Source organism: Faecalibacillus intestinalis (genome assembly GCF_003024685.1).
Classification (GTDB): domain Bacteria; phylum Bacillota_I; class Bacilli_A; order Erysipelotrichales; family Coprobacillaceae; genus Faecalibacillus; species Faecalibacillus intestinalis.
In genome coordinates this window covers 16217-35273 of record NZ_PYLQ01000026.1, presented here as the reverse complement: position 1 = coordinate 35273, position 19057 = coordinate 16217, and the positions used below count along the sequence as shown (strand labels likewise).

Genomic DNA, 19057 nt, shown 5'->3' with positions numbered 1-19057 from the left:
AGTAAGACCCCTTAAAGACGATAAGGTAGATAGGTCAGGAGTGTAAGCATGGTGACATGTTAAGCGGACTGATACTAATAGGTCGAGGGCTTGACCGAAAAGGCAAGCGAGCTTGAAAGAAGAAAAACTACTGTCTGGTTTTGAGTGTCCTGAAGACACTTGAAAAGAAGAATCTGGTAATGATAGCATGATGGACACACCTGTACCCATTCCGAACACAGAAGTTAAGCATCATCGCGGCGAAGATAGTACATTGTGCGAAAATAGCTCGTTGCCAGTTCCTTCTTTTTTTTATGTTTGTTAACTAAAAAATCCTAGCAGATTGTGTTAGGATTTTTAAATACATTGTTTTAATTTCTCTACAATTAGTTCTATTTTTTCACTATCTAATGAGGAATAGTTCATAACATAAATATTTTTGTTTTCTTCATTATTTTTGTAATATTGAGAAAGTGGACTTAACTTTATTCCTTTACTGTAGGCGTTGTTAATAATGTCTTTTTCTGTTTTTTCACTTTTTATTTTCATTAAAAAATGAACACCGGTAGTTTCATTATAAATTTCAATCTTATTATTTATATTGCTTGTTTGGAAAGCATTTAAGATTGTATTTTGTTTTTTTAAATAATAATTTCTTAAACGATTAATATGTCTTTCAAAATGTCCGTTTTCAATAAATCTAGAAAGTGTATATTGTTCAAAATTTGAAACGGTACATGAATAAAATGAGAGACGTTTATAATATTCATCAGCTAATGATTCTGGTAATACCATATAGGATATACGGATGGTTGATGATAGAGTTTTAGTAAAGGTATTCATGTAGATGATTTTATCGGAAACATCGATACTTTGTAGGGTAGGAATTGGTTTTCCTCCTAATCTTAATTCACTATCATAATCATCTTCAATAATATAATGTTTTTCAACTTTATTTGCCCAACCTAAAAGTTCATATCTTCTTGAAATTGGCATAACAATACCTGTAGGAAAATGATGAGATGGGGAGATGTGTATTACGTCAATTTTCTTTTCTTCTAATTCATTTGGATCAATTCCATATTCATCCATATCCACATATTCAAAATCAACATTCATACTTTTATAAATTTGTGCAGTTTTTGGATAACCAGGGTTTTCTAAGCCATATTTAACATCGTTTCCTAAAAGTTGAATAATCAAGCTATATAGATATTCTGTACCTGCACCAATAATGATTTGTTCAGGTTTAATATTCATATCTCTAAAATCTTTTAAGAAATTCGCAATGTTTTTTCTTAGTTCAAGAATTCCTCCACAAGGTGAGTTGATCATTAACTCTTCTTGATTATTTCTTAGTACTTCTTTCATGGTTTTGATCCAGGTAGTAAAGGGAAAGATATCACTTTCAGTTTGATTACTAGAAAAATCAGCTAAGTAGTGATTATGTCCACTTGTTAAAATCACTTTCTCTTTATTCATTTGTTTTTTAGAAGGAATATTTTTTAGATCAGTGACATAAAAACCTTTTTTTGGTAATGAATAAATAAATCCTTCTGACATAAGTAAACTATAAGCATTTTCAACAGTAATGATACTTACTCCAAGATTTTTTGAAAAAGGTCTCTTTGATGGTAATCTTTCTCCTGGTTTTATGTTTCCTAAAATAATGTCTTTTTTTATACATTTATAAAGATATTCATAAAGGGAATCTGACCCTATATTTGTAAGATTATATGTTAACATAATTGATTCCTCCTTAAACTGACCTTAATGAATATATTTAATTTGAATATTTTAATATGTTCACATTTAAGTATAATAAAAGCCATAACAAAAGTAAACAGGGGGATTAAAAAATGTCAAATGAAAGATATGCATTAAATAAACAATTAGCACAAATGTTAAAAGGTGGTGTTATTATGGATGTAACAACACCTGAGCAAGCAAAAATCGCAGAAGAAGCTGGAGCATGTGCTGTTATGGCACTTGAAAGAATTCCTGCAGATATTCGTGCAGCAGGGGGAGTTGCAAGAATGTCTGATCCAAAAATGATTCAAGAAATTCAAGCAGCAGTAAGTATTCCAGTTATGGCAAAATGTCGTATTGGACACTTTGTAGAAGCACAGCTTTTACAAGCAATTGAAATTGATTATATTGATGAAAGTGAAGTTTTATCACCAGCTGATGATGTTTATCATGTCAACAAAAGAGAATTTAAAGTACCATTTGTTTGTGGAGCTAAAGATTTAGGAGAAGCACTTCGTCGTATCAATGAAGGAGCAAGTATGATTCGTACAAAAGGGGAACCAGGAACAGGAGATATCGTTCAAGCCGTTCGTCATATGAGAATGATGAATAAACAAATTGCCCAAATTTCGGCTCTTCGAAAAGATGAACTTTTCGAAGTTGCAAAACAATTACAAGTATCATATGAACTTGTAGAATATGTTCACGATCATAAAAAATTACCAGTTGTTAACTTTGCTGCTGGTGGAGTTGCTACACCTGCAGATGCTGCATTAATGATGCAACTTGGGGCAGAAGGAGTTTTCGTAGGTTCAGGTATTTTTAAATCAGGAAATCCTAAAAAACGTGCAGAAGCAATTGTTAAAGCAGTTACAAATTATAAAGATGCAAAATTGATAGCAGAGTTATCAAAAGATTTAGGAGAAGCAATGGTTGGGATTAATGAACAAGAAATTGAAATTTTAATGGCAGAAAGAGGAAAATAATGAAAGTAGGAGTATTGGCTTTACAAGGTGCTTTTATTGAACATGAAAAAAAATTAGAAAAGTTGGGAGTAGAGTGTATTGAATTAAGGCAAAAAAAAGATTTGGAACAAGATTTTGATGGTTTAATTCTTCCTGGTGGAGAAAGTACTGTTCAAGGAAAGCTCTTAAAAGAATTGGATATGTTTGATATTTTACAAAAACGTATTCAAGATGGCTTACCAACACTTGCTACATGCGCAGGACTAATTTTATTAGCTAAGGAAATAGAAAATCAAAATCAAACTTATTTTTCAACAATACCTATGACGGTTAAAAGAAATGCTTATGGTAGACAACTAGGAAGTTTTCACACCATTGAAGAAATGAAAGGAATAGGAAAAGTACCTATGACTTTTATTCGCGCACCTTATATCGAAAGTGTACAAGATGGTGTTGATATTCTTTCTAAAGTGAATGACAATATTATTGCTGTTCAATATAAAAAACAATTAGCACTTGCTTTTCATCCTGAACTTGATGAAGATGATTCAATTCATCAGTATTTTATAAATATGATCAAAAAGTCTACAATGTAGGCTTTTTTCTTATATAATAAAAAAGAGGTGAATAAAATGGATCATCATCTAGAAATTGTTAAAACAAATATTAAATATCCTATTGTTTTTTATAATCATCAATTTAATAAAAGTCGACCAGTAAGTTCCCACTATCATCAAGATATTGAAGTTGTATATGTCGTTTCAGGAAAAGTAGAAGCATGTATTGATGGAAAGAAAGAAATATTTTATCAAGGGGAAATGTTTATTATTAACTCACATAGTGTACATCAATTCAATTTTCCTGAATTTACACATTTATATACATATTTATTGTCAGTTGATGTCTTTAAAGAATTTCAAATTCAATCTTATTTCTTTAAATTAAAAGCTCCATCAAACAAAGAATGGTTTAAACCTTGGTTAGAAATGAAATATATTCACCATCTTTTACCAATAGAACAACATATTTTAATGTATCAACTTTATCAAAAACTCATACAGGATTGTTTATTAGATAAAAAACAAGAAGAAAACACAAAAGAAATTTATAAAATAATAGAAGAAATAGAAAAAAGATATAACCAAGATTTAACACTTGAAATTATAGCTGAACAATTTCACTTTCATCCTAATTCTTTATCACGATTATTTAAAAGACAAACAACGATTTCCTTTTATCAATATTTACAAAAAATAAGATTAAAACATGCTTATTATGATTTAATACATACTAACATGAAAATCATTGATATTGCTTTAAATCATGGATTTAAAAATGTAAAATCATTTGAAAATGTTTTTAAAAAAGAATATCATACAACACCAACAAAATATCGAAAAGTTAATAATTGACTATAAATTGTTAAAAAAGGCAATGAATTTCCTTTATAAAAAGAGAATAATAAAAGCAGGAGGAATCAATATGGAATGGTGGAAAAAGAGTGTTGTTTATCAAATTTATGTAAAAAGCTTTCAAGATAGTAATAATGATGGTGTGGGAGATCTACAAGGTATTATTTCAAGACTTGATTATTTAAAAACATTAGGTGTTGATGTATTATGGTTAACCCCTATTTTTAAATCTCCAAATGATGATAATGGCTATGATATTTCTGATTATAGAAGTATTCAAAGTGAATTTGGAACAATGAGTGATTTTGAGGAATTATTAGATAAAGCGCATCAAAAAGATATCAAAATTATTCTTGATTTAGTTTTTAATCATACAAGTGATGAACATTTTTGGTTTCAAGAAAGTAAAAAATCTAAAAATAATCCTTATCGAGATTATTATATTTGGAAAGAAGGAAATGAGGGAGATGTTCCAAATAATTGGACAAGCTGCTTTCAAGGCTCAGCTTGGGAACTTGATGAAAAGACAAATGAGTATTATTTGCATTTATTTTCTAAAAAACAACCTGATTTAAATTGGCAAAATCCTAAGGTAAGACAAGAATGTATTGATATTATGAATTACTGGGTAGATAAAGGTGTTGATGGTTTTCGTTTAGATGTCATTAATCTTATTAGTAAGGATGAAAGTCAATACTATGTAGACAGTACTATTAAAGGTCATCAAGTATGTGCAAATGGACCACATATTCATGAATATATTCAAGAAATGAATCAAAAAGTATTTTCTAGAAAAGAACTTTTAACAGTAGGAGAAACCCCTGCTGTAACAATCGAGGATGCTAAAAAATATGCTCCTTTAGATAATAAAGAATTAAGCATGGTCTTTCAGTTTGAACTAATGAATGTTGATGGTGCAGAAGTTAATAAATGGACAGATCAAAGATTTTCTTTAAAAGATTTAAAACAAATTATGTCGAGATGGCAAGTAGGAATGTATCAACAGGCTTGGAATTCTTTGTTCTGGAATAATCATGATCAACCACGATGTGTTTCAAGATTTGGTGATACTTCTTCTCCTTTGTGTCATGAAAAATCAGCAAAAATGTTGGCGATATGTTTACATATGATGCAAGGGACACCTTATATTTATCAAGGGGAAGAATTGGGGATGACAAATGTACCTTTTAATTCACTTGATGATTATCGAGATATTGAAACATTCAATAGTTATAAACAACTTGTAGAAATAGAAAAATCGGTAAGTCATGAAGATATGTTACGCTATATGAGAAAATCAAGTAGAGATAACGCTAGAACACCAATGCAATGGAACAAAGAAAAAAATGCAGGGTTTAGTGAACATATTCCTTGGATTATGATGAATCCAAATTATCAAACAATCAATGCTGAAGCAGAAATGAAAGATACAAATTCTATTTTTCATACTTATCAAAAATTAATTCAATTAAGAAAAGAATATGAAATCATTACTTTAGGTAAATATGAGTTAATAATGAAAAATGATGAAAATATTTATGCCTATAAACGTCTTTATCAAGATGAAGAACTTTATGTTTATTGTAATTTTACGGATAAGGAAGTAAGCTATGATGCATCTATTTTAAATAATGAAAAAGTATTGATTCAAAACTATAATCAACATCAAAAAGGAATTCTTAAACCCTATGAAAGTATTGTTTTCTATCAAAAAAGCAGAGCCTAAGCTCTGCTTTTACATTAAATATGATATTCCATAGGATAAGTTAAATAATCTAAACGATCTAATTCATCAACTGTAACTACACCAGCAGGTGCAACTAAAACAGTTGGAATACGATTGACAATCGTTGCACATGTATGTTCAACCGTTGCAGGTTTTACAACATGAAACTCTGTATCTGGTTCACCTGTAATTTTCCAATCACACATATCTCCATCATCTTCTCCATAAACTTTACCAATACATTGTGTTTCAATAATTGGTCCTTGGAAGGTTTCTGTTGTAACAACAGCAGCCATACCAATACAATTTCCTTTTGGAATGGTTTTTCCTAAAGTAGAAGAATAAAGATCTGTTTCATGGAAATAAGGAACACATTTTTGAGTTTGTGACTTAATTGTCCATCCCATACGTGCAGCTAAAGCTTCATTTGAATTCCATACATAAGAAGGTTCTAATACTTCTGGATGAGCAATACTTGCTTCAAATTCTTCAGGTGTTAAACCAACTCCATGAGCTTTGGCAAGAGCTAATCCATAATCTTCGACATTATAACTTACAGCACCTTCAATCTTTTTAATAGAGTGACATCCACCGGCTACTAAACCAACCATATTTACCCAGAAGATATCTTCCATACCACTACCAACAAAAGTACATCCATTTTCTTTTGCGATAACATCTAATTGATTTGTACGAACTGGATCAGTTGTCCAACTATATGTTGCTTCTTCACATGTAGAAATAACACTAATTCCTCTTGATAAACATTTTACATAATGATCGAAGCAATCACTGACTAAACTAAATAAAGTGACAACAGCGATATCAGGATCTGTTTCATCTAAAACTTGATCAGCTTGATCACTAATACAAACACCAGTCTTAATACCAAGACCTGCAAAATCACCAATATCCATTCCAATAATAGCTGGATTAGTATCAATGGCACCAACAATCATTGCACCATTTTCATAAAGATAACGAATAATATATTTTGCCATCTTTCCACAGCCATATTGTACAACTTTAATCTTTTCCATATTGTATGCCTCCTATTTCTTTACTTATATCATAGAGTCTTATCCAACATGAGAGTCAACTATTTTTTAAAAAAAACAGGAACTTGTAATCTTAAAAACATTGAACGTTCATGATGATCAAACATACTGAGTTCACTTAAAACTTCACAAATATAATCTCCATATATTATTAAATTGTTCATTCGACAATAATCAAGAAGACGTTTTGCATAATCTATTTCTTGATGAAAATCATCAAGATAAATACAAGCATACATTCCATTTTCAATAATTTGAATATCTTTTTCAGGAAAATGATCATCCACAAATACAAAAATACGATCTGAAATAAACTCTTGTTTTAAAAATCTTTCTTTGGAAAGAAAAGTACCCGCATTACAATAATAAATTTGTGAATAATGACGAGAAAGCATATTATTTTTTAATTGATTTAAAAGATGTTCATAAACATCTAAATCATGTTCATAAAAATTAATGTCAGTATTCATGACATAAATTCTTCGACGGTCAATATATTCTAAAGTAATTGTCCCACTTGGGGGTGATTTACGATACCTTTCTAAACTATAAATCGTTCTTGAAATAGCATCTTTAGTTCTTTGTAAATCATTGATTTGTATAGAAAGCTGTTGTTTCTTTTTAATTAAAATGGCTTCAATTAAATTAATATCTTCTTTATCAAGAAGTTCCTTAATTTCTTTAAGATTCATTTGAAGTTCTTTCATATATTGAATCAAATCTAAACGTGCATTTTGTTTAATATCATAATAGCGATAATTTGTCTCAGGATTAACATAAACAGGCTTTAATAAATCAAGTTCATCATATAATCTTAAAGTTGTTACAGTAATATGATTCATTTTGGCCATTTCACCAATGCTTAAATAGTTATTATTCATTCGTATCACCTCAATAAGATTATAGCAAACTCTCTTGTTAGGTGAGAGTTATTTTAATTATTCATTTAAAAATAGACAAATAATCTTATATTAATGAGAGATTTCCTTTTTTACGAAAGATTATGTACAATAGAGTTAGTTTTAATCTTAAGAAAATCTTTAGAAAGATAAAAAGAAAATATTTATAAATCATCTCTATACTTTAAGACAAGAGGTGAGGAAGATGGAAAGATTAAACAAAATGATTTTAATAAGCTGTATTTATGCAGGGTATATATGTATTAGTTTTGCATTGTTTTCAATGCTTAGATAAGGAGTTAAAAAGGGAATGGAAAAATATCATGTATTAGTTGTTGAAGATGACACAGAAATTGCAAATGCAATTAAAATTTATTTAGAAAATCAAGGATATGATGTTTATGTAGGAAATGATGGATTAGAAGGCTTAGAAATTATTGAAAAAGAAACGATTCATTTAGCAATCGTTGATATTATGATGCCAAGGATGGATGGTTTAACAATGGTTTCTAAGCTAAGAGAAAGATATGATTTTCCAGTAATTTTTCTTTCAGCAAAATCAGAAGATATTGATAAAATCATGGGACTTAATTTAGGTGGCGATGATTATGTAACAAAACCATTTGTACCTATGGAACTTATGGCTAGAGTACGCTCACATTTAAGAAGATATGGACGTTATTTAGATGTGACAGCACCAAAAGAAAGTGATCATGTTTATATTTGTGGAGGTCTTGAACTCAATGTTGATACAAAGACAGTTTCGGTTGATGGTAAAAATGTCAAAGTGACACCCATTGAATTTAAAATACTTGAATTATTAATGAAAAATGCAGGAAAAGTATTTTCTGCAGATGATATTTATGAACGCGTTTGGAACGAAGAAGCAATCAATAGTGAAACCGTAATGGTCCATGTGCGTAATTTAAGAGAAAAAATAGAAATTAATCCTAAAAAACCACAATATTTAAAAGTTGTTTGGGGTGTTGGATATAAAATTGATAAACAATAGGAGGAAACATGAAAAATAAAAGAATACTTAAAATCTTTTTGTTTTCTATTTTAATTGTTGCATCTCTTGTTACTTATTTAAGTTATGGAGTAAAAGAAAAGACAACAACATCAAGTCTTAATTTAGAAAATAATAAGAGTGATTTTACAAATATTTTGATGGAAAAAAGCATTATGTTAGATGTGAAAATTCAAAGAAGAAAAGGAGATTATGATTTATTTAATCATTATGTAAGCGGAGATATTGATGGTGAAATAAATGATGGTTATTCTTTAAAAAGTGCTTTTAAAGATTTTATCATGTATTTAGAAGATAATAATTCTCGAGAAAGTCGAGGAATTCAATATTATGTTTATGATAAAAGTGATGAAAAGATTTGTTTTACAAATTCAAAAAAGAATTTAAGGAAAGCATTTGAATCTAATGATAAAAATATTTTAAAGAATTACCAATGGTATACAACTATTGATTTTGATGAAAATGGGAATGTTTCTTTACAAGGAAGTAAGTCTAACGATTGGGAAGGCTCTTTCTACAATACATCCTTTGATCAACTCTTTAAAAACGATTATTTAGATGAAGAAGAAAACGATATTATCAACAATATTACTGTTAAAAATCCAACAAATATCAAAGTATTGATTGCAGTTCCTAAAAAACTACCAACAAATAGTTATTTGGAACAAAACTATACGAATAAAGTTTCTATTTCTGATACTTTAATGACCTATGTTTTTGTATGTATTGCAGTATTAGTTGTTTGTATGTTATTAATTCCAGTAAGAAAAGTTATTGATATCGAACCCTTTAAAACTGTTGTCAACATTAAACTTTTCTTTATGTTTATTCTTTATTCTATTGCTACAGCTTTGTGGCTTACTGTTATGACAGAAGTTTTAAGAGAGTCATGGAGTGGGACTTTTGCCTGGATGATAAGAGAAAAAGGTATGGCGGGTGCAGGTGTTGCTTTAGAACCATTAGTTAATATCTTTGGGTGGTTTGTTTTCTATGCTTTAATTATGTATTTTATATTTTATATTAAATCGATTCTTGTTTTTGGAAAAGATTTTCTAAAAAAACATACACTTATATGTAGTATTTATCGTTCTTTTAAAGAAGAAATTAAAAGTTTGGTACAATTTGATTTGAAAAATCAAAGTGGAAATATTGTTTTAAAAATAGGAATTATGAGTGGTATCTTTATAGAAGGAATACTGTTATTTATTAGTTTCTTTATGTCGGTAACAGGAATGGGTGTTTATTACTATAGTATAAGAGTTTATGTTGTACTTACGTGTCTTGTATCTTTTGTAGCAGTAATTATAATCATGTTAATTTCTAAAAAGATGCTTACACAGGTTACAAATGATTATCAAATTCTATTACAATCAGCGCATCATTTATCTCAAGGAGAATTTAACGATAAAATCAATCAAGATCTTGGATTATTTAATTCTTTGAAAGATGAACTTAATTGTATCAATGATGGTTTTAAAGATGCGGTAAGTAAAGAAGTTGCATCACAAAAGATGAAAACTGAATTGATTAGTAATGTTTCTCATGATTTAAAAACACCTTTAACATCTATTATTTCTTATATTGATTTATTAAAAAATGAAGATTTATCAAAAGAACAACAAGATGAATATATTGATATTTTAGATCGAAATACTAAAAGATTAAAAACACTTATTGAAGATCTATTTGAAGTATCTAAAGTCAATAGTGGAAATATCCAATTAAATCCTATAGATTTAGATATTCATGCTTTATTACAACAAGTACTCTTTGAATATCAAGAACAATTTGAACATCATCATTTAAATCTAAAAAATGATTATGAAAATAAAAAAATCATTTGTCATTTAGACAGTGAAAAAACTTATCGTGTTTTAGAAAATTTATGTCAAAATATTTGTAAATACGCTTTAGAATATACACGAGTTTATTTACAAATCGTTGAAACGAATCAACAAGTCATTGTCGTTTTCAAAAATATTTCAGCACATGAAATATCAAATTCAGATGATTTAACAGAAAGATTTGTACAAGGGGATACTTCACGTAAAAGTGAAGGTTCTGGTTTAGGACTTGCCATTTGTAAAAGCTTTGTGGAGGTTCAAGGTGGAACTTTTGAAGTGAATGTAGATGGTGATCTCTTTAAGACAACAATTATCTTTCCTAAGAAAATAGAAAATGATTAAAAAGATTATACCCTGGATCTTACTCTTTCTCCTTCTTCTTATAATCAATACAGAAATGATTTTTATGATTTATAAAACTATCTCATTTTTGAGATAGTTTTTCGTATTTTGAAAATAAAATTCAAAGATTAAAAAATAAGTATAATACTTTTGAAAGAGGTGAAAGTATGAAATTTAAGTTTTCAATCAAACTAGCAACTATTTCTTTAATTGGAAATATTATTATCGCTATAGGTGTTTCAACATGTCGTATATCACAAATGGGAATTGATCCATTTACATCAATGACAACAGGAATCAGTAGTTTATTAAATATACCTTTAGGTGTTTTTCAAGGAAGTGTTAATGCAATCTTATTTTTAATTTTAATTTTATTAAGTAGAAGTAATTTAAAATATTTAAATATTGGTGCCATTATTAATATGTTTTTACTTGGTTTCTTTGTACAATTCTTTAATAATGTTTATTGTCAATTATTTAATGTTTCTTCACCGGATGTTATACCATTTTCATTACCAATGAAATTCGTGGTTTTAGCGATTGGTATTTTATTTGTTACACTTGGATGCTCTTTATATATCACATCAGATCTTGGAACTGGATGTTATGATGCTTTATCTATTTATATGGCAGATGTGATGTCACCATCTTATCCAGTATGCCGTATTATGACAGATGTTGTTTGTGTTTTAATTGGGTTTATTACAGGTGGACCATTAGGAATTGCGACAATTATTTTAATGTTTGGTACAGGTCCCTTAATTAGTACATGGAATAAATTGGTATCAAAACCAATTGTTGAAAAATTTGCCTAAAATATTCCTCGGTAATTGTAGAGTTATCGAGGATATTTTTGTATAATGGACACGTTATGAAAGAAATAAAAAGAGGAATGAAAAATGGAATACCAATTGCTTTAGGCTATTTATCTGTGTCTTTTTCTTTTGGAGCGATTGCTGTATCAATGGGATTTAGTGTGATACAAGCAGTTTTGATCTCGCTATTGAATCTTACTTCAGCAGGGCAATTTGCTTCACTAGGAATTATTGCAGGACAAGGGACCTATTTAGAAATGGCAATCGTGGAATTGACCGTGAATATTCGTTATGCGTTTATGTCACTTTCACTTTCTCAAAAAGTAGATGAAAAGTTTAAAGGAATTTATAAATGGCTCTTAAGCTTTTTTATTACCGATGAAATCTTTGCCTTATCGATGCTTGAAGAAAATGTGAGTCGGACTTACTTCTTTGGGCTTGCTTCAATTTCTACGGCAGGATGGATGCTTGGAACAACCTTAGGGGCAATGCTTGGCTCTATTGTACCTACGGTCATTAGTAATGCTTTATCAATTGCTTTATACGCAATGTTTATCGCAATTATTATTCCAGGAATGAAAAAAGATAAAAATATAATTAAAGTAGTAGCTCTTGCAATTATTATCCGTTCAGGTTTTTACTACTTACCCATCATCAATCAATTATCAAGTGGTTTTGCGATGACGATTTCAGCTCTTACAAGTGCTTTTATAGGCGCTGTGTTATTTAATAAGGGGGAAGCACATGGATAAACAGTTTTATATTTATTTAGCGATCATGTCGCTTATTACTTATGCTATTCGTGCGATACCACTTGTCTTTATTAATAAAAAAATTACGAACCCAACCATTCAATCCTTTTTGGATTATATTCCTTATACGGTCCTTGCAGCGATGACCTTCCCAGATATTTTTTATTCAACAGGTCATTTGATTTCTGGAATCGTTGCGACAATCATTATTATTTATGCATCTTATAAAGAATTAAGTCTCATTCAAGTCGCTTGTATTGGATGCTTTGTTGTAGTAATGATTGAACTTATTTTATAGTATTTGACGCCTTTTAAAGCGTCTTTTTTTCTATGTCAAATAATTTTGACATAGAAAAAAGTCCTATGTAAAAGATATTTGATAGACTCTATCAATAGATTATGAAAAAATGAAAATGAAAGGAGAAAGAAAATATGGAAATAGGTAAAAAACTAAAGGAGGCACGTTTAAATAGGGATTTGACTCAAGAAGTCATTGCTGAAAAACTAAATGTTTCTCGTCAAACAATATCCAATTGGGAAAATGAAAAATCTTATCCTGATATTATAAGTGTCATTGAGTTAAGCAACCTTTATTCCATAAGTCTTGATGATTTATTGAAAGGGGACGATGCAATGATGGAACACTTACAAGAAAGCACAAACGTTGTTAAAAGTAATCAAAAACTATTAAGAGCGATTATCTTAAATATTATTGTGGTAATCTTGTTGGTTACACTAGGAATGTTTTTACCAAGTAAAAGTTATTATTTAGTGATGATCTTTTGTCTTGCTATTGTGAGTTCATCATTGTTGCTTTATCAAATGATTAAACGTATTTAAGGAGGAACGGATCATGGAAGTAAAAAGTATTTTAGCGATTATATGTGCGGCTATTGCACTTGTTGGGGGAATTGAAACAGTTTATCAAATTTATCGATTAACGGTGATTGATGCCACAATTCGTGGTTTAAAACATCCTAAACTATGGGGATTACTCGCAAGTAATGGAAATAATTCAAGTGGTTTACTACTTTATTTGATAGGAAGAAGAAACTATCCTATAAATTCTATTGATTCTAATCAAAAAACAAAAATGATTCAAAGAAAAAAAGCAGCAGGAATCTCTTTATGTTTTATGGTTGTAGGAATCCTTGGGTTGATTTTAAGTATAAGTATAAGTTTATAATTTTTAGCACTCGTATCTTGACAGTGCTAAAAGTAAGAACTATAATGTATTTAGAAATTAGGAAAGGTATTAAAAAAGGTCCTAGTTTCAAGAGTTAACACCGCTGGAAGTAACGATGCTAATGACTAAGCATTTATATTGAAAGGGGAAATGACTTATGATGATGCCTAGCTTATTTACAGAAAACTTATTTGATGATTTCTTTAATGATTTTGATGAAGATTTCTTTGGAAAGAAAAATCCATTGTATGGAAAACATGCAAGAAATATGATGAAGACAGATGTCAGAGAAACAGATACGACATATGAAGTAGATGTTGACTTACCAGGTTTCAAGAAAGAAGATATCAATGTCAACTATGAAAATGGATATTTGACAATATCTACAAGCAAGGGATTAGATAAAGATGAAAAAGATAAAGAAGGACATTATATCCGACAAGAAAGATATGTTGGCAATATGACACGAAGCTTCTATTTAGGAGATATCCCAAAAGAAGATATCAAAGCTAAATATGAAGGTGGAGTACTTCGTTTATCAGTTCCTAAATCTGATATGAAACAAATTGAAAATACTTCTACAATAAGCATTGAATAAGGAATGTCATTTGACATTTCTTTTTTTATTGTTTAAAATAGTTCAAAAATGAACTATCTAAAAATGAAGGGAGTGATAATATGAATATTGATTTTGCTAGAAAATTAGAACTTGCTTATCATCAACAATGTAAAGATCTTTGTAATGAATTTCATTTAAAGCAAACAGGGTTTGATATTTTGATGTTTTTGGGAAATAACCCCCAATATAAATATGCTAAAGATATTGTGGAAATAAGAAAAATCAAAGCAAACCTTGTTTCAATTCATGTGGATCAGTTAGTTGATCAAGGATATTTATCTAGGATAGATGTTCCAGGAGATCGAAGAAAAGTTGAATTAGTTTTGAATAAAAAAGCGAATGATGTTATAAAAAAAGGAAAAGCGTTTCAAAACCATTTCTTTTCTTCACTTTTTTCAGATATTGATGAAAAGCATCAAAAGATATTTAAAGAAACATTAGAACTTATGAAAAAAAATATAGATTGTTTATTGGAGGAAAAATAAATTGGAAACAAATATTTTATTTATTATTCTTGTAACCTTTTTTGCTGGAATGGGAGCAGGTCTAGGAACAGGTTTTGCAGGAATGTCAGCGGCTGCTGTTATTAGCCCAATGCTCATTGCTTTTTTGAAAATGGATCCTTATATGGCAGTAGGTATTGCTTTGTCATCAGATGTCCTTGCCAGTGCGGTTTCAGCTTATACTTATGGAAAAAATAAAAATTTAGATATTAGAAACGGTTTATTGATGATGGTAAGTGTACTTATTTTTACGGTAATAGGTAGTTATGCGGCAAGTCTTTTACCATCTTCAACAATGGGAAGTTTTTCAGTTTTTATGACTTTTATTTTAGGAGTTAAATTTATTGTTAGACCAGTAATGACAACGAAAGAAGCAATGAATAATGTTTCTTCTAAAAAAAGAGCAATCCAATCTATAATTTGTGGAACTTGTATAGGTTTTATTTGTGGTTTTGTTGGAGCAGGTGGAGGTATGATGATGCTTCTTATCTTAACAACAGTCATGGGATATGAACTTAAAACGGCAGTAGGTACGAGTGTTTTTATTATGACCTTTACAGCCCTTACTGGAGCTATTTCACATTTTATGATTGGCGGGTTTCCTAATTTAACAGTATGGATTTTATGTATTCTCTTTACTCTTATTTGGGCAAGAATTGCTGCTTTATTTGCGAATAAAGCAACTCCTAAAACCTTAAATAGAGCAACAGGAATTGTTCTTGTTGTTCTAGGAATTGTTATCTTTTTATTTTCATAAACTAAAATTGAGGAATGAATCCTCAATTTTTTATTTATTGATTAGCCATTTCTATGATACCTTTAATACCGCTTTTAACCATATTTTTAACGGCTGTATTTGTATAGAAGGCCATGTGTTGAGTCATGATGACATTAGGAAATTGATGGAGATAAGCCATATTTTTATTAGAAAGAATATCACTTCTATGATCGATATGCGTAATGCTTTCTTCTCCTTCAATAACATCGAGTCCTAAAGCTCCAATTTTTTTACTTTCAATAGCCTCAATAATATCTTCCGTATCAATAAGTTCACCACGGGAACAATTGATCAAAATTACATTATCTTTCATTTTTTGAATAGTTTCTTTATTAATTAGATGATACGTACTTTTAAATAAAGGAAGATGCAAACTTATGGCATCACTTTCTTTTAATAAAGTATCTTTATCTACATAAGTTGCATATTTTTTAACATCTTCATTTTCCTGAAGATCATAAGCTAAAATACGACAACCAAATCCAGAAAGAAGTTGAACAAACGTACGTCCAATATTTCCAGTTCCCATAACACCAACGGTTAAATCATGAAGTTCTTTTCCTTGTAAACCACTTAAAGAATAATCATTGACTTGTCCTCGCCATAAAGCTTGTTTATAGTTTCTCATACACATTAATAAAAGCATTAAAGCAAATTCGGCAACTCCATTAGGTGGATATTTCGCATTACATACTTGAATTCCAATTTCTCTAGCGTGTTCTAAATCAATATGATTCAAACCAATTGTACGAGAAGAAACATAGCGAATACCAAGATCATACCATTTATCTAATAGTTTTGCATTAATGTCTCCTTGACCTAAAATAGTTACACCAATACATCCATCTACATTATCTGCATTTTCTAAAGTGGGTACTTGGTGATTTAAAACAACAGAAACACCATATTTCTTTTCATATTCTTTAAAATAACCCATTTCATCTTGTCTTACTTCATAAGCATAAATTTTCATATGAATCCTCCATTTTCAATTTCACAATATAAAGACCGTCTTGGAATGTATCAACATAAATAAAACCACGATCATCAACTAAACAATCTTCGGTAATTGCGACTTTAGAACCTGGTAATAAAGTGCCATCTTCATTATTAAAAAGATCAACTTCTGGATCAGGAGGCATAAAGTAGGCAATTTCTTTTGGAATAAAAGGATCCGTCGTATCAAAGACTCTAAGTCCAGCTCCAAAATAACAATTATAAATTAAACCTTTATAAGGTTCATAACAATCTTTTCCAAAAGCATCAAATAAATTATGAGGTCCAAAAGGAACACGAACACCATCAACAATATTAAAGTTCTTTCCATGAGTATATCCAACAGGTACTTCTGGATATGGGAAAATAGAAATAAGTGATGGATTTGTCGGATCTGTAGTTTCGACAATTCCAATCGTATTCATTGGCTGTGTTACAAGCTTTTTAAAGAGACCGTCTTTATTTTCGTTAGAAAAATAACGGGGTCTTTCTCCTTCAGTAGAAACAACCGCATAAGGTAAATCACCTAAAGGCATGTAAGTATGAATAGACATCCCAGCAGCGCCTCCTCCAAAAGGTGGATTCATTGGTAAATAACCGATTAATTGTGGATTTGTGGGATCGCTGACATCGATTTGACAAGCGCCAAAGTTTGCAACCGCAGCATAACAAATATGATCTTTAACAGTAACAGCATGAACTGTTGCCATTTCTAAGAACTCTTTTGAACCAAAGGCAACATGACCACCACCAGGTTTATTAGCACGGTATTGATTATCTGCCCACCATGAACCTACTTCTACTGGATGGGTTGGATCTTGAATATCTATGATTCTTAAAATAAAAGTTAAAAAACCTGGCTTATTTCCTACACAATAAACATAACGGCCACCATTATAGAAGAAACGATGAACGCCTGCCATTCCTTTACATTCAAACTTACCTAAAAGTTTTGGATTCATAGGATCTGTTTCAATATCCCAAATCATCATACCACCCCAAAAAGGAAGGGTATTTCCTTTAGGAGTTCCATGTAAAACATCCATCGTTCCACCATGAGCTGTAATTAAATAACCATCCCCTGATTGTATCTTTGGTAGACTTTGACCATCTTTGATGCCTTCTTTGACCCAAGGGCCTTCTACCCATTTAGAAGGAGTAGGATGATAAGGATCGGTTACATCAATAATATTAAAACCATTATGTCTAAAACAAGCAACATAAAGATAATAACGATCTTCTTTGCTTTTATGAAGAGTCATTTGAAAACCAGGTTTTCCATTTAATCCTTCATAAGCTACAAATTCCATATTTTTCATCAACATTTCTTTTCTTTGTGACATTGTTTGTCCTCCTTATTTATCTACTTTTATTTTAAAACAAGATTTAAAAAAGTAAATTAACATTAAATTAATGGCGTTAAAGAAATTCTAATGCTAGAATAAAAAAGAGGCGAAAAAATGAATAGTCAAGAACTTAAATGTTTTGTTGTGGCGGCTGATCGTTTAAACTTTACAAGAGCTGCCAAAGAACTTTATGTCACACCACCAACAGTAACACATCATATTCAACATTTAGAAGAGGAACTTGGTGTTAAACTCTTTATTAGAAATAGTAAATCAGTACAGCTAACAACAGCAGGCGAAATCTTTTATCATGATGCTCATGATATCTTATTACGTATGGAAGCTATTCCTAATCGTTTAAATGCCGTAAAAAGCAATGAACAAACTCTTTTAAAAATAGGTTGTACAATGTCACAAGAAACAAAATACCTTACCCAAGCATTACGTTTATTTCATAGAGAAAATTCAAGGGTTAGTCCACGTATTTATTTAGATGACTATTTTCAATTAGTGAATCGACTTGTTGAAAATCAACTTGATTTTATTTTAGGAACTAAAATAATGATGCAAGATCGACCAGAGTGTACTTTTAGAAAGCTTTCAACAAGTACAACAAAAGCCATTATTCCTAAGAGTATCTTTCAAACGTCTAAAGAAATGATTTCATTTAATGAAATCCAAGATTGTTCTTTTATTACACTAAGACAAAAAAGTATTCCTAAATTAAAGGAAGATGATCTTGAACATTTTCTTTCAACAAAAGTAAGAGAAAAAAATGTGATTAGACAAGATGACATCGAAGCTGTACTTGCCTTAACATTAAGTGGTTATGGAATTGGTATTTTACCGGATTATGCTTTTTCAATTCAAGATTTAGATGAGAGTGTGAAGGTTGTTTCTCTTCAAGAAAGCTTAGAAATAGATTATGGAATTATTTATCTTAAAAAAGATAGAAATAAACTGCTTAAAGAATTCATAGAATGTTTTAATAAATAGAGACAAAAAGAGTATAAATAAAAGTATACTTCATATACTAATAATGGTTGATTTCTATATTT

Annotated in this window: 20 protein-coding genes and 2 rRNA genes; 17 read left to right on the top strand and 5 right to left on the bottom strand. The window is 29.8% G+C overall.

The window, feature by feature from the left end; all coding sequences use genetic code 11:
* Both C7U54_RS13070 and rrf read left to right on the top strand, forming a co-directional pair.
* Nucleotides 1–98 (top strand): 23S ribosomal RNA (locus C7U54_RS13070); the annotation flags it as partial.
* A 74-nt stretch (nucleotides 99–172) separates the two neighbouring features.
* Nucleotides 173–280, top strand: a 5S ribosomal RNA gene (rrf, locus tag C7U54_RS13065).
* A 56-nt stretch (nucleotides 281–336) separates the two neighbouring features.
* On the opposite strand, the gene pdxR is transcribed toward rrf, so the two are convergent.
* Entirely contained in the window at nucleotides 337–1725 is a 1389-nt protein-coding gene (gene pdxR / locus C7U54_RS13060) for a MocR-like pyridoxine biosynthesis transcription factor PdxR (RefSeq protein WP_107030586.1), read from the bottom strand.
* 113 nt (nucleotides 1726–1838) lie between these two features.
* On the opposite strand from pdxR, the gene pdxS reads away from it, so the two are divergent.
* The 4 genes from pdxS to C7U54_RS13040 all read left to right on the top strand — a co-directional run bounded on the left by pdxS (nucleotide 1839) and on the right by C7U54_RS13040 (nucleotide 5831).
* The gene (gene pdxS / locus C7U54_RS13055; protein WP_107030585.1) at nucleotides 1839–2714 is read left to right on the top strand and encodes a pyridoxal 5'-phosphate synthase lyase subunit PdxS; all 876 of its coding nucleotides are present in this window, start codon (nucleotides 1839–1841) and stop codon (nucleotides 2712–2714) included.
* Complete coding sequence (gene pdxT, locus C7U54_RS13050) at nucleotides 2714–3289, top strand: pyridoxal 5'-phosphate synthase glutaminase subunit PdxT (protein ID WP_107030584.1); 576 nt, start codon at nucleotides 2714–2716, stop codon at nucleotides 3287–3289. Before pdxS ends, pdxT begins: the two co-directional genes overlap by 1 nt.
* Nucleotides 3290–3325: 36 nt before the next feature.
* Entirely contained in the window at nucleotides 3326–4105 is a 780-nt protein-coding gene (locus tag C7U54_RS13045) for a helix-turn-helix transcriptional regulator (RefSeq protein ID WP_107030583.1), read from the top strand.
* Nucleotides 4106–4175: 70 nt separating this feature from the next.
* Entirely contained in the window at nucleotides 4176–5831 is a 1656-nt protein-coding gene (locus C7U54_RS13040) for a glycoside hydrolase family 13 protein (protein ID WP_022001091.1), read from the top strand.
* A gap of 14 nt (nucleotides 5832–5845) precedes the next feature.
* Here C7U54_RS13040 and C7U54_RS13035 read toward each other — a convergent pair whose 3' ends face one another.
* Together C7U54_RS13035 and C7U54_RS13030 are read right to left on the bottom strand one after the other, a co-directional pair.
* Nucleotides 5846–6871, bottom strand: coding sequence for an NAD(P)H-dependent amine dehydrogenase family protein (locus tag C7U54_RS13035; protein ID WP_107030582.1), 1026 nt, complete (start codon nucleotides 6869–6871; stop codon nucleotides 5846–5848).
* A 59-nt stretch (nucleotides 6872–6930) separates the two neighbouring features.
* Nucleotides 6931–7770 (bottom strand): MerR family transcriptional regulator, encoded by an 840-nt coding sequence (locus C7U54_RS13030; RefSeq protein WP_107030581.1) that lies wholly within the window; start codon nucleotides 7768–7770, stop codon nucleotides 6931–6933.
* Between the two features lie 328 nt (nucleotides 7771–8098).
* Here C7U54_RS13030 and C7U54_RS13025 point away from each other — a divergent pair, with 328 nt between their 5' ends.
* The 10 genes from C7U54_RS13025 (at nucleotide 8099) to C7U54_RS12980 (ending at nucleotide 15636) form a co-directional block, all read left to right on the top strand.
* Nucleotides 8099–8800, top strand: coding sequence for a response regulator transcription factor (locus C7U54_RS13025; protein ID WP_107030580.1), 702 nt, complete (start codon nucleotides 8099–8101; stop codon nucleotides 8798–8800).
* A gap of 8 nt (nucleotides 8801–8808) precedes the next feature.
* Nucleotides 8809–11004, top strand: coding sequence for a sensor histidine kinase (locus C7U54_RS15315; RefSeq protein ID WP_107030579.1), 2196 nt, complete (start codon nucleotides 8809–8811; stop codon nucleotides 11002–11004).
* A 167-nt stretch (nucleotides 11005–11171) separates the two neighbouring features.
* Nucleotides 11172–11819 carry a YczE/YyaS/YitT family protein gene (locus C7U54_RS13015; RefSeq protein ID WP_022000658.1) on the top strand — a complete coding sequence of 216 codons (648 nt, stop codon included), beginning with the start codon at nucleotides 11172–11174 and terminating at the stop codon, nucleotides 11817–11819.
* 77 nt (nucleotides 11820–11896) lie between these two features.
* On the top strand, nucleotides 11897–12571 hold the full coding sequence (locus C7U54_RS13010) for an AzlC family ABC transporter permease (protein ID WP_206603625.1): 675 nt from the start codon (nucleotides 11897–11899) through the stop codon (nucleotides 12569–12571).
* Nucleotides 12564–12869: an AzlD domain-containing protein gene (locus tag C7U54_RS13005; protein WP_022000660.1), complete on the top strand. Its 306-nt coding sequence runs from the start codon at nucleotides 12564–12566 to the stop codon at nucleotides 12867–12869. Before C7U54_RS13010 ends, C7U54_RS13005 begins: the two co-directional genes overlap by 8 nt.
* Nucleotides 12870–13003: 134 nt before the next feature.
* A complete protein-coding gene (locus tag C7U54_RS13000; protein ID WP_107030578.1) occupies nucleotides 13004–13411 on the top strand; it encodes a helix-turn-helix transcriptional regulator in 408 nt (135 codons plus the stop codon).
* Between the two features lie 13 nt (nucleotides 13412–13424).
* Nucleotides 13425–13757 carry a hypothetical protein gene (locus C7U54_RS12995; protein WP_107030577.1) on the top strand — a complete coding sequence of 111 codons (333 nt, stop codon included), beginning with the start codon at nucleotides 13425–13427 and terminating at the stop codon, nucleotides 13755–13757.
* A 157-nt stretch (nucleotides 13758–13914) separates the two neighbouring features.
* Nucleotides 13915–14355 carry an Hsp20/alpha crystallin family protein gene (locus tag C7U54_RS12990; protein ID WP_022002545.1) on the top strand — a complete coding sequence of 147 codons (441 nt, stop codon included), beginning with the start codon at nucleotides 13915–13917 and terminating at the stop codon, nucleotides 14353–14355.
* A gap of 80 nt (nucleotides 14356–14435) precedes the next feature.
* On the top strand, nucleotides 14436–14861 hold the full coding sequence (locus tag C7U54_RS12985; protein ID WP_022002546.1) for a MarR family winged helix-turn-helix transcriptional regulator: 426 nt from the start codon (nucleotides 14436–14438) through the stop codon (nucleotides 14859–14861).
* Nucleotide 14862: 1 nt separating this feature from the next.
* On the top strand, nucleotides 14863–15636 hold the full coding sequence (locus tag C7U54_RS12980) for a sulfite exporter TauE/SafE family protein (protein WP_234697782.1): 774 nt from the start codon (nucleotides 14863–14865) through the stop codon (nucleotides 15634–15636).
* 34 nt (nucleotides 15637–15670) lie between these two features.
* Here C7U54_RS12980 and C7U54_RS12975 read toward each other — a convergent pair whose 3' ends face one another.
* Together C7U54_RS12975 and C7U54_RS12970 are read right to left on the bottom strand one after the other, a co-directional pair.
* On the bottom strand, nucleotides 15671–16630 hold the full coding sequence (locus C7U54_RS12975; RefSeq protein WP_107030576.1) for a D-isomer specific 2-hydroxyacid dehydrogenase family protein: 960 nt from the start codon (nucleotides 16628–16630) through the stop codon (nucleotides 15671–15673).
* Entirely contained in the window at nucleotides 16611–17996 is a 1386-nt protein-coding gene (locus tag C7U54_RS12970; RefSeq protein WP_107030575.1) for an LVIVD repeat-containing protein, read from the bottom strand. The genes C7U54_RS12975 and C7U54_RS12970 overlap by 20 nt, the downstream gene beginning before the upstream one ends.
* A 117-nt stretch (nucleotides 17997–18113) precedes the next feature.
* Here C7U54_RS12970 and C7U54_RS12965 point away from each other — a divergent pair, with 117 nt between their 5' ends.
* Nucleotides 18114–18995 (top strand): LysR family transcriptional regulator, encoded by an 882-nt coding sequence (locus tag C7U54_RS12965; RefSeq protein WP_107030574.1) that lies wholly within the window; start codon nucleotides 18114–18116, stop codon nucleotides 18993–18995.
* The last annotated feature ends 62 nt before the right edge of the window (nucleotides 18996–19057 follow it).

Bases quoted from the DNA above. Each gene is read 5' to 3' on its own strand.
- pdxR (WP_107030586.1), bottom strand. From the start codon at position 1,725: ATGTTAACATATAATCTTACAAATATAGGGTCAGATTCCCTTTATGAA.
- pdxS (WP_107030585.1), top strand. From the start codon at position 1,839: ATGTCAAATGAAAGATATGCATTAAATAAACAATTAGCACAAATGTTA.
- pdxT (WP_107030584.1), top strand. From the start codon at position 2,714: ATGAAAGTAGGAGTATTGGCTTTACAAGGTGCTTTTATTGAACATGAA.
- C7U54_RS13045 (WP_107030583.1), top strand. From the start codon at position 3,326: ATGGATCATCATCTAGAAATTGTTAAAACAAATATTAAATATCCTATT.
- C7U54_RS13040 (WP_022001091.1), top strand. From the start codon at position 4,176: ATGGAATGGTGGAAAAAGAGTGTTGTTTATCAAATTTATGTAAAAAGC.
- C7U54_RS13035 (WP_107030582.1), bottom strand. From the start codon at position 6,871: ATGGAAAAGATTAAAGTTGTACAATATGGCTGTGGAAAGATGGCAAAA.
- C7U54_RS13030 (WP_107030581.1), bottom strand. From the start codon at position 7,770: ATGAATAATAACTATTTAAGCATTGGTGAAATGGCCAAAATGAATCAT.
- C7U54_RS13025 (WP_107030580.1), top strand. From the start codon at position 8,099: ATGGAAAAATATCATGTATTAGTTGTTGAAGATGACACAGAAATTGCA.
- C7U54_RS15315 (WP_107030579.1), top strand. From the start codon at position 8,809: ATGAAAAATAAAAGAATACTTAAAATCTTTTTGTTTTCTATTTTAATT.
- C7U54_RS13015 (WP_022000658.1), top strand. From the start codon at position 11,172: ATGAAATTTAAGTTTTCAATCAAACTAGCAACTATTTCTTTAATTGGA.
- C7U54_RS13010 (WP_206603625.1), top strand. From the start codon at position 11,897: ATGAAAAATGGAATACCAATTGCTTTAGGCTATTTATCTGTGTCTTTT.
- C7U54_RS13005 (WP_022000660.1), top strand. From the start codon at position 12,564: ATGGATAAACAGTTTTATATTTATTTAGCGATCATGTCGCTTATTACT.
- C7U54_RS13000 (WP_107030578.1), top strand. From the start codon at position 13,004: ATGGAAATAGGTAAAAAACTAAAGGAGGCACGTTTAAATAGGGATTTG.
- C7U54_RS12995 (WP_107030577.1), top strand. From the start codon at position 13,425: ATGGAAGTAAAAAGTATTTTAGCGATTATATGTGCGGCTATTGCACTT.
- C7U54_RS12990 (WP_022002545.1), top strand. From the start codon at position 13,915: ATGATGATGCCTAGCTTATTTACAGAAAACTTATTTGATGATTTCTTT.
- C7U54_RS12985 (WP_022002546.1), top strand. From the start codon at position 14,436: ATGAATATTGATTTTGCTAGAAAATTAGAACTTGCTTATCATCAACAA.
- C7U54_RS12975 (WP_107030576.1), bottom strand. From the start codon at position 16,630: ATGAAAATTTATGCTTATGAAGTAAGACAAGATGAAATGGGTTATTTT.
- C7U54_RS12970 (WP_107030575.1), bottom strand. From the start codon at position 17,996: ATGTCACAAAGAAAAGAAATGTTGATGAAAAATATGGAATTTGTAGCT.
- C7U54_RS12965 (WP_107030574.1), top strand. From the start codon at position 18,114: ATGAATAGTCAAGAACTTAAATGTTTTGTTGTGGCGGCTGATCGTTTA.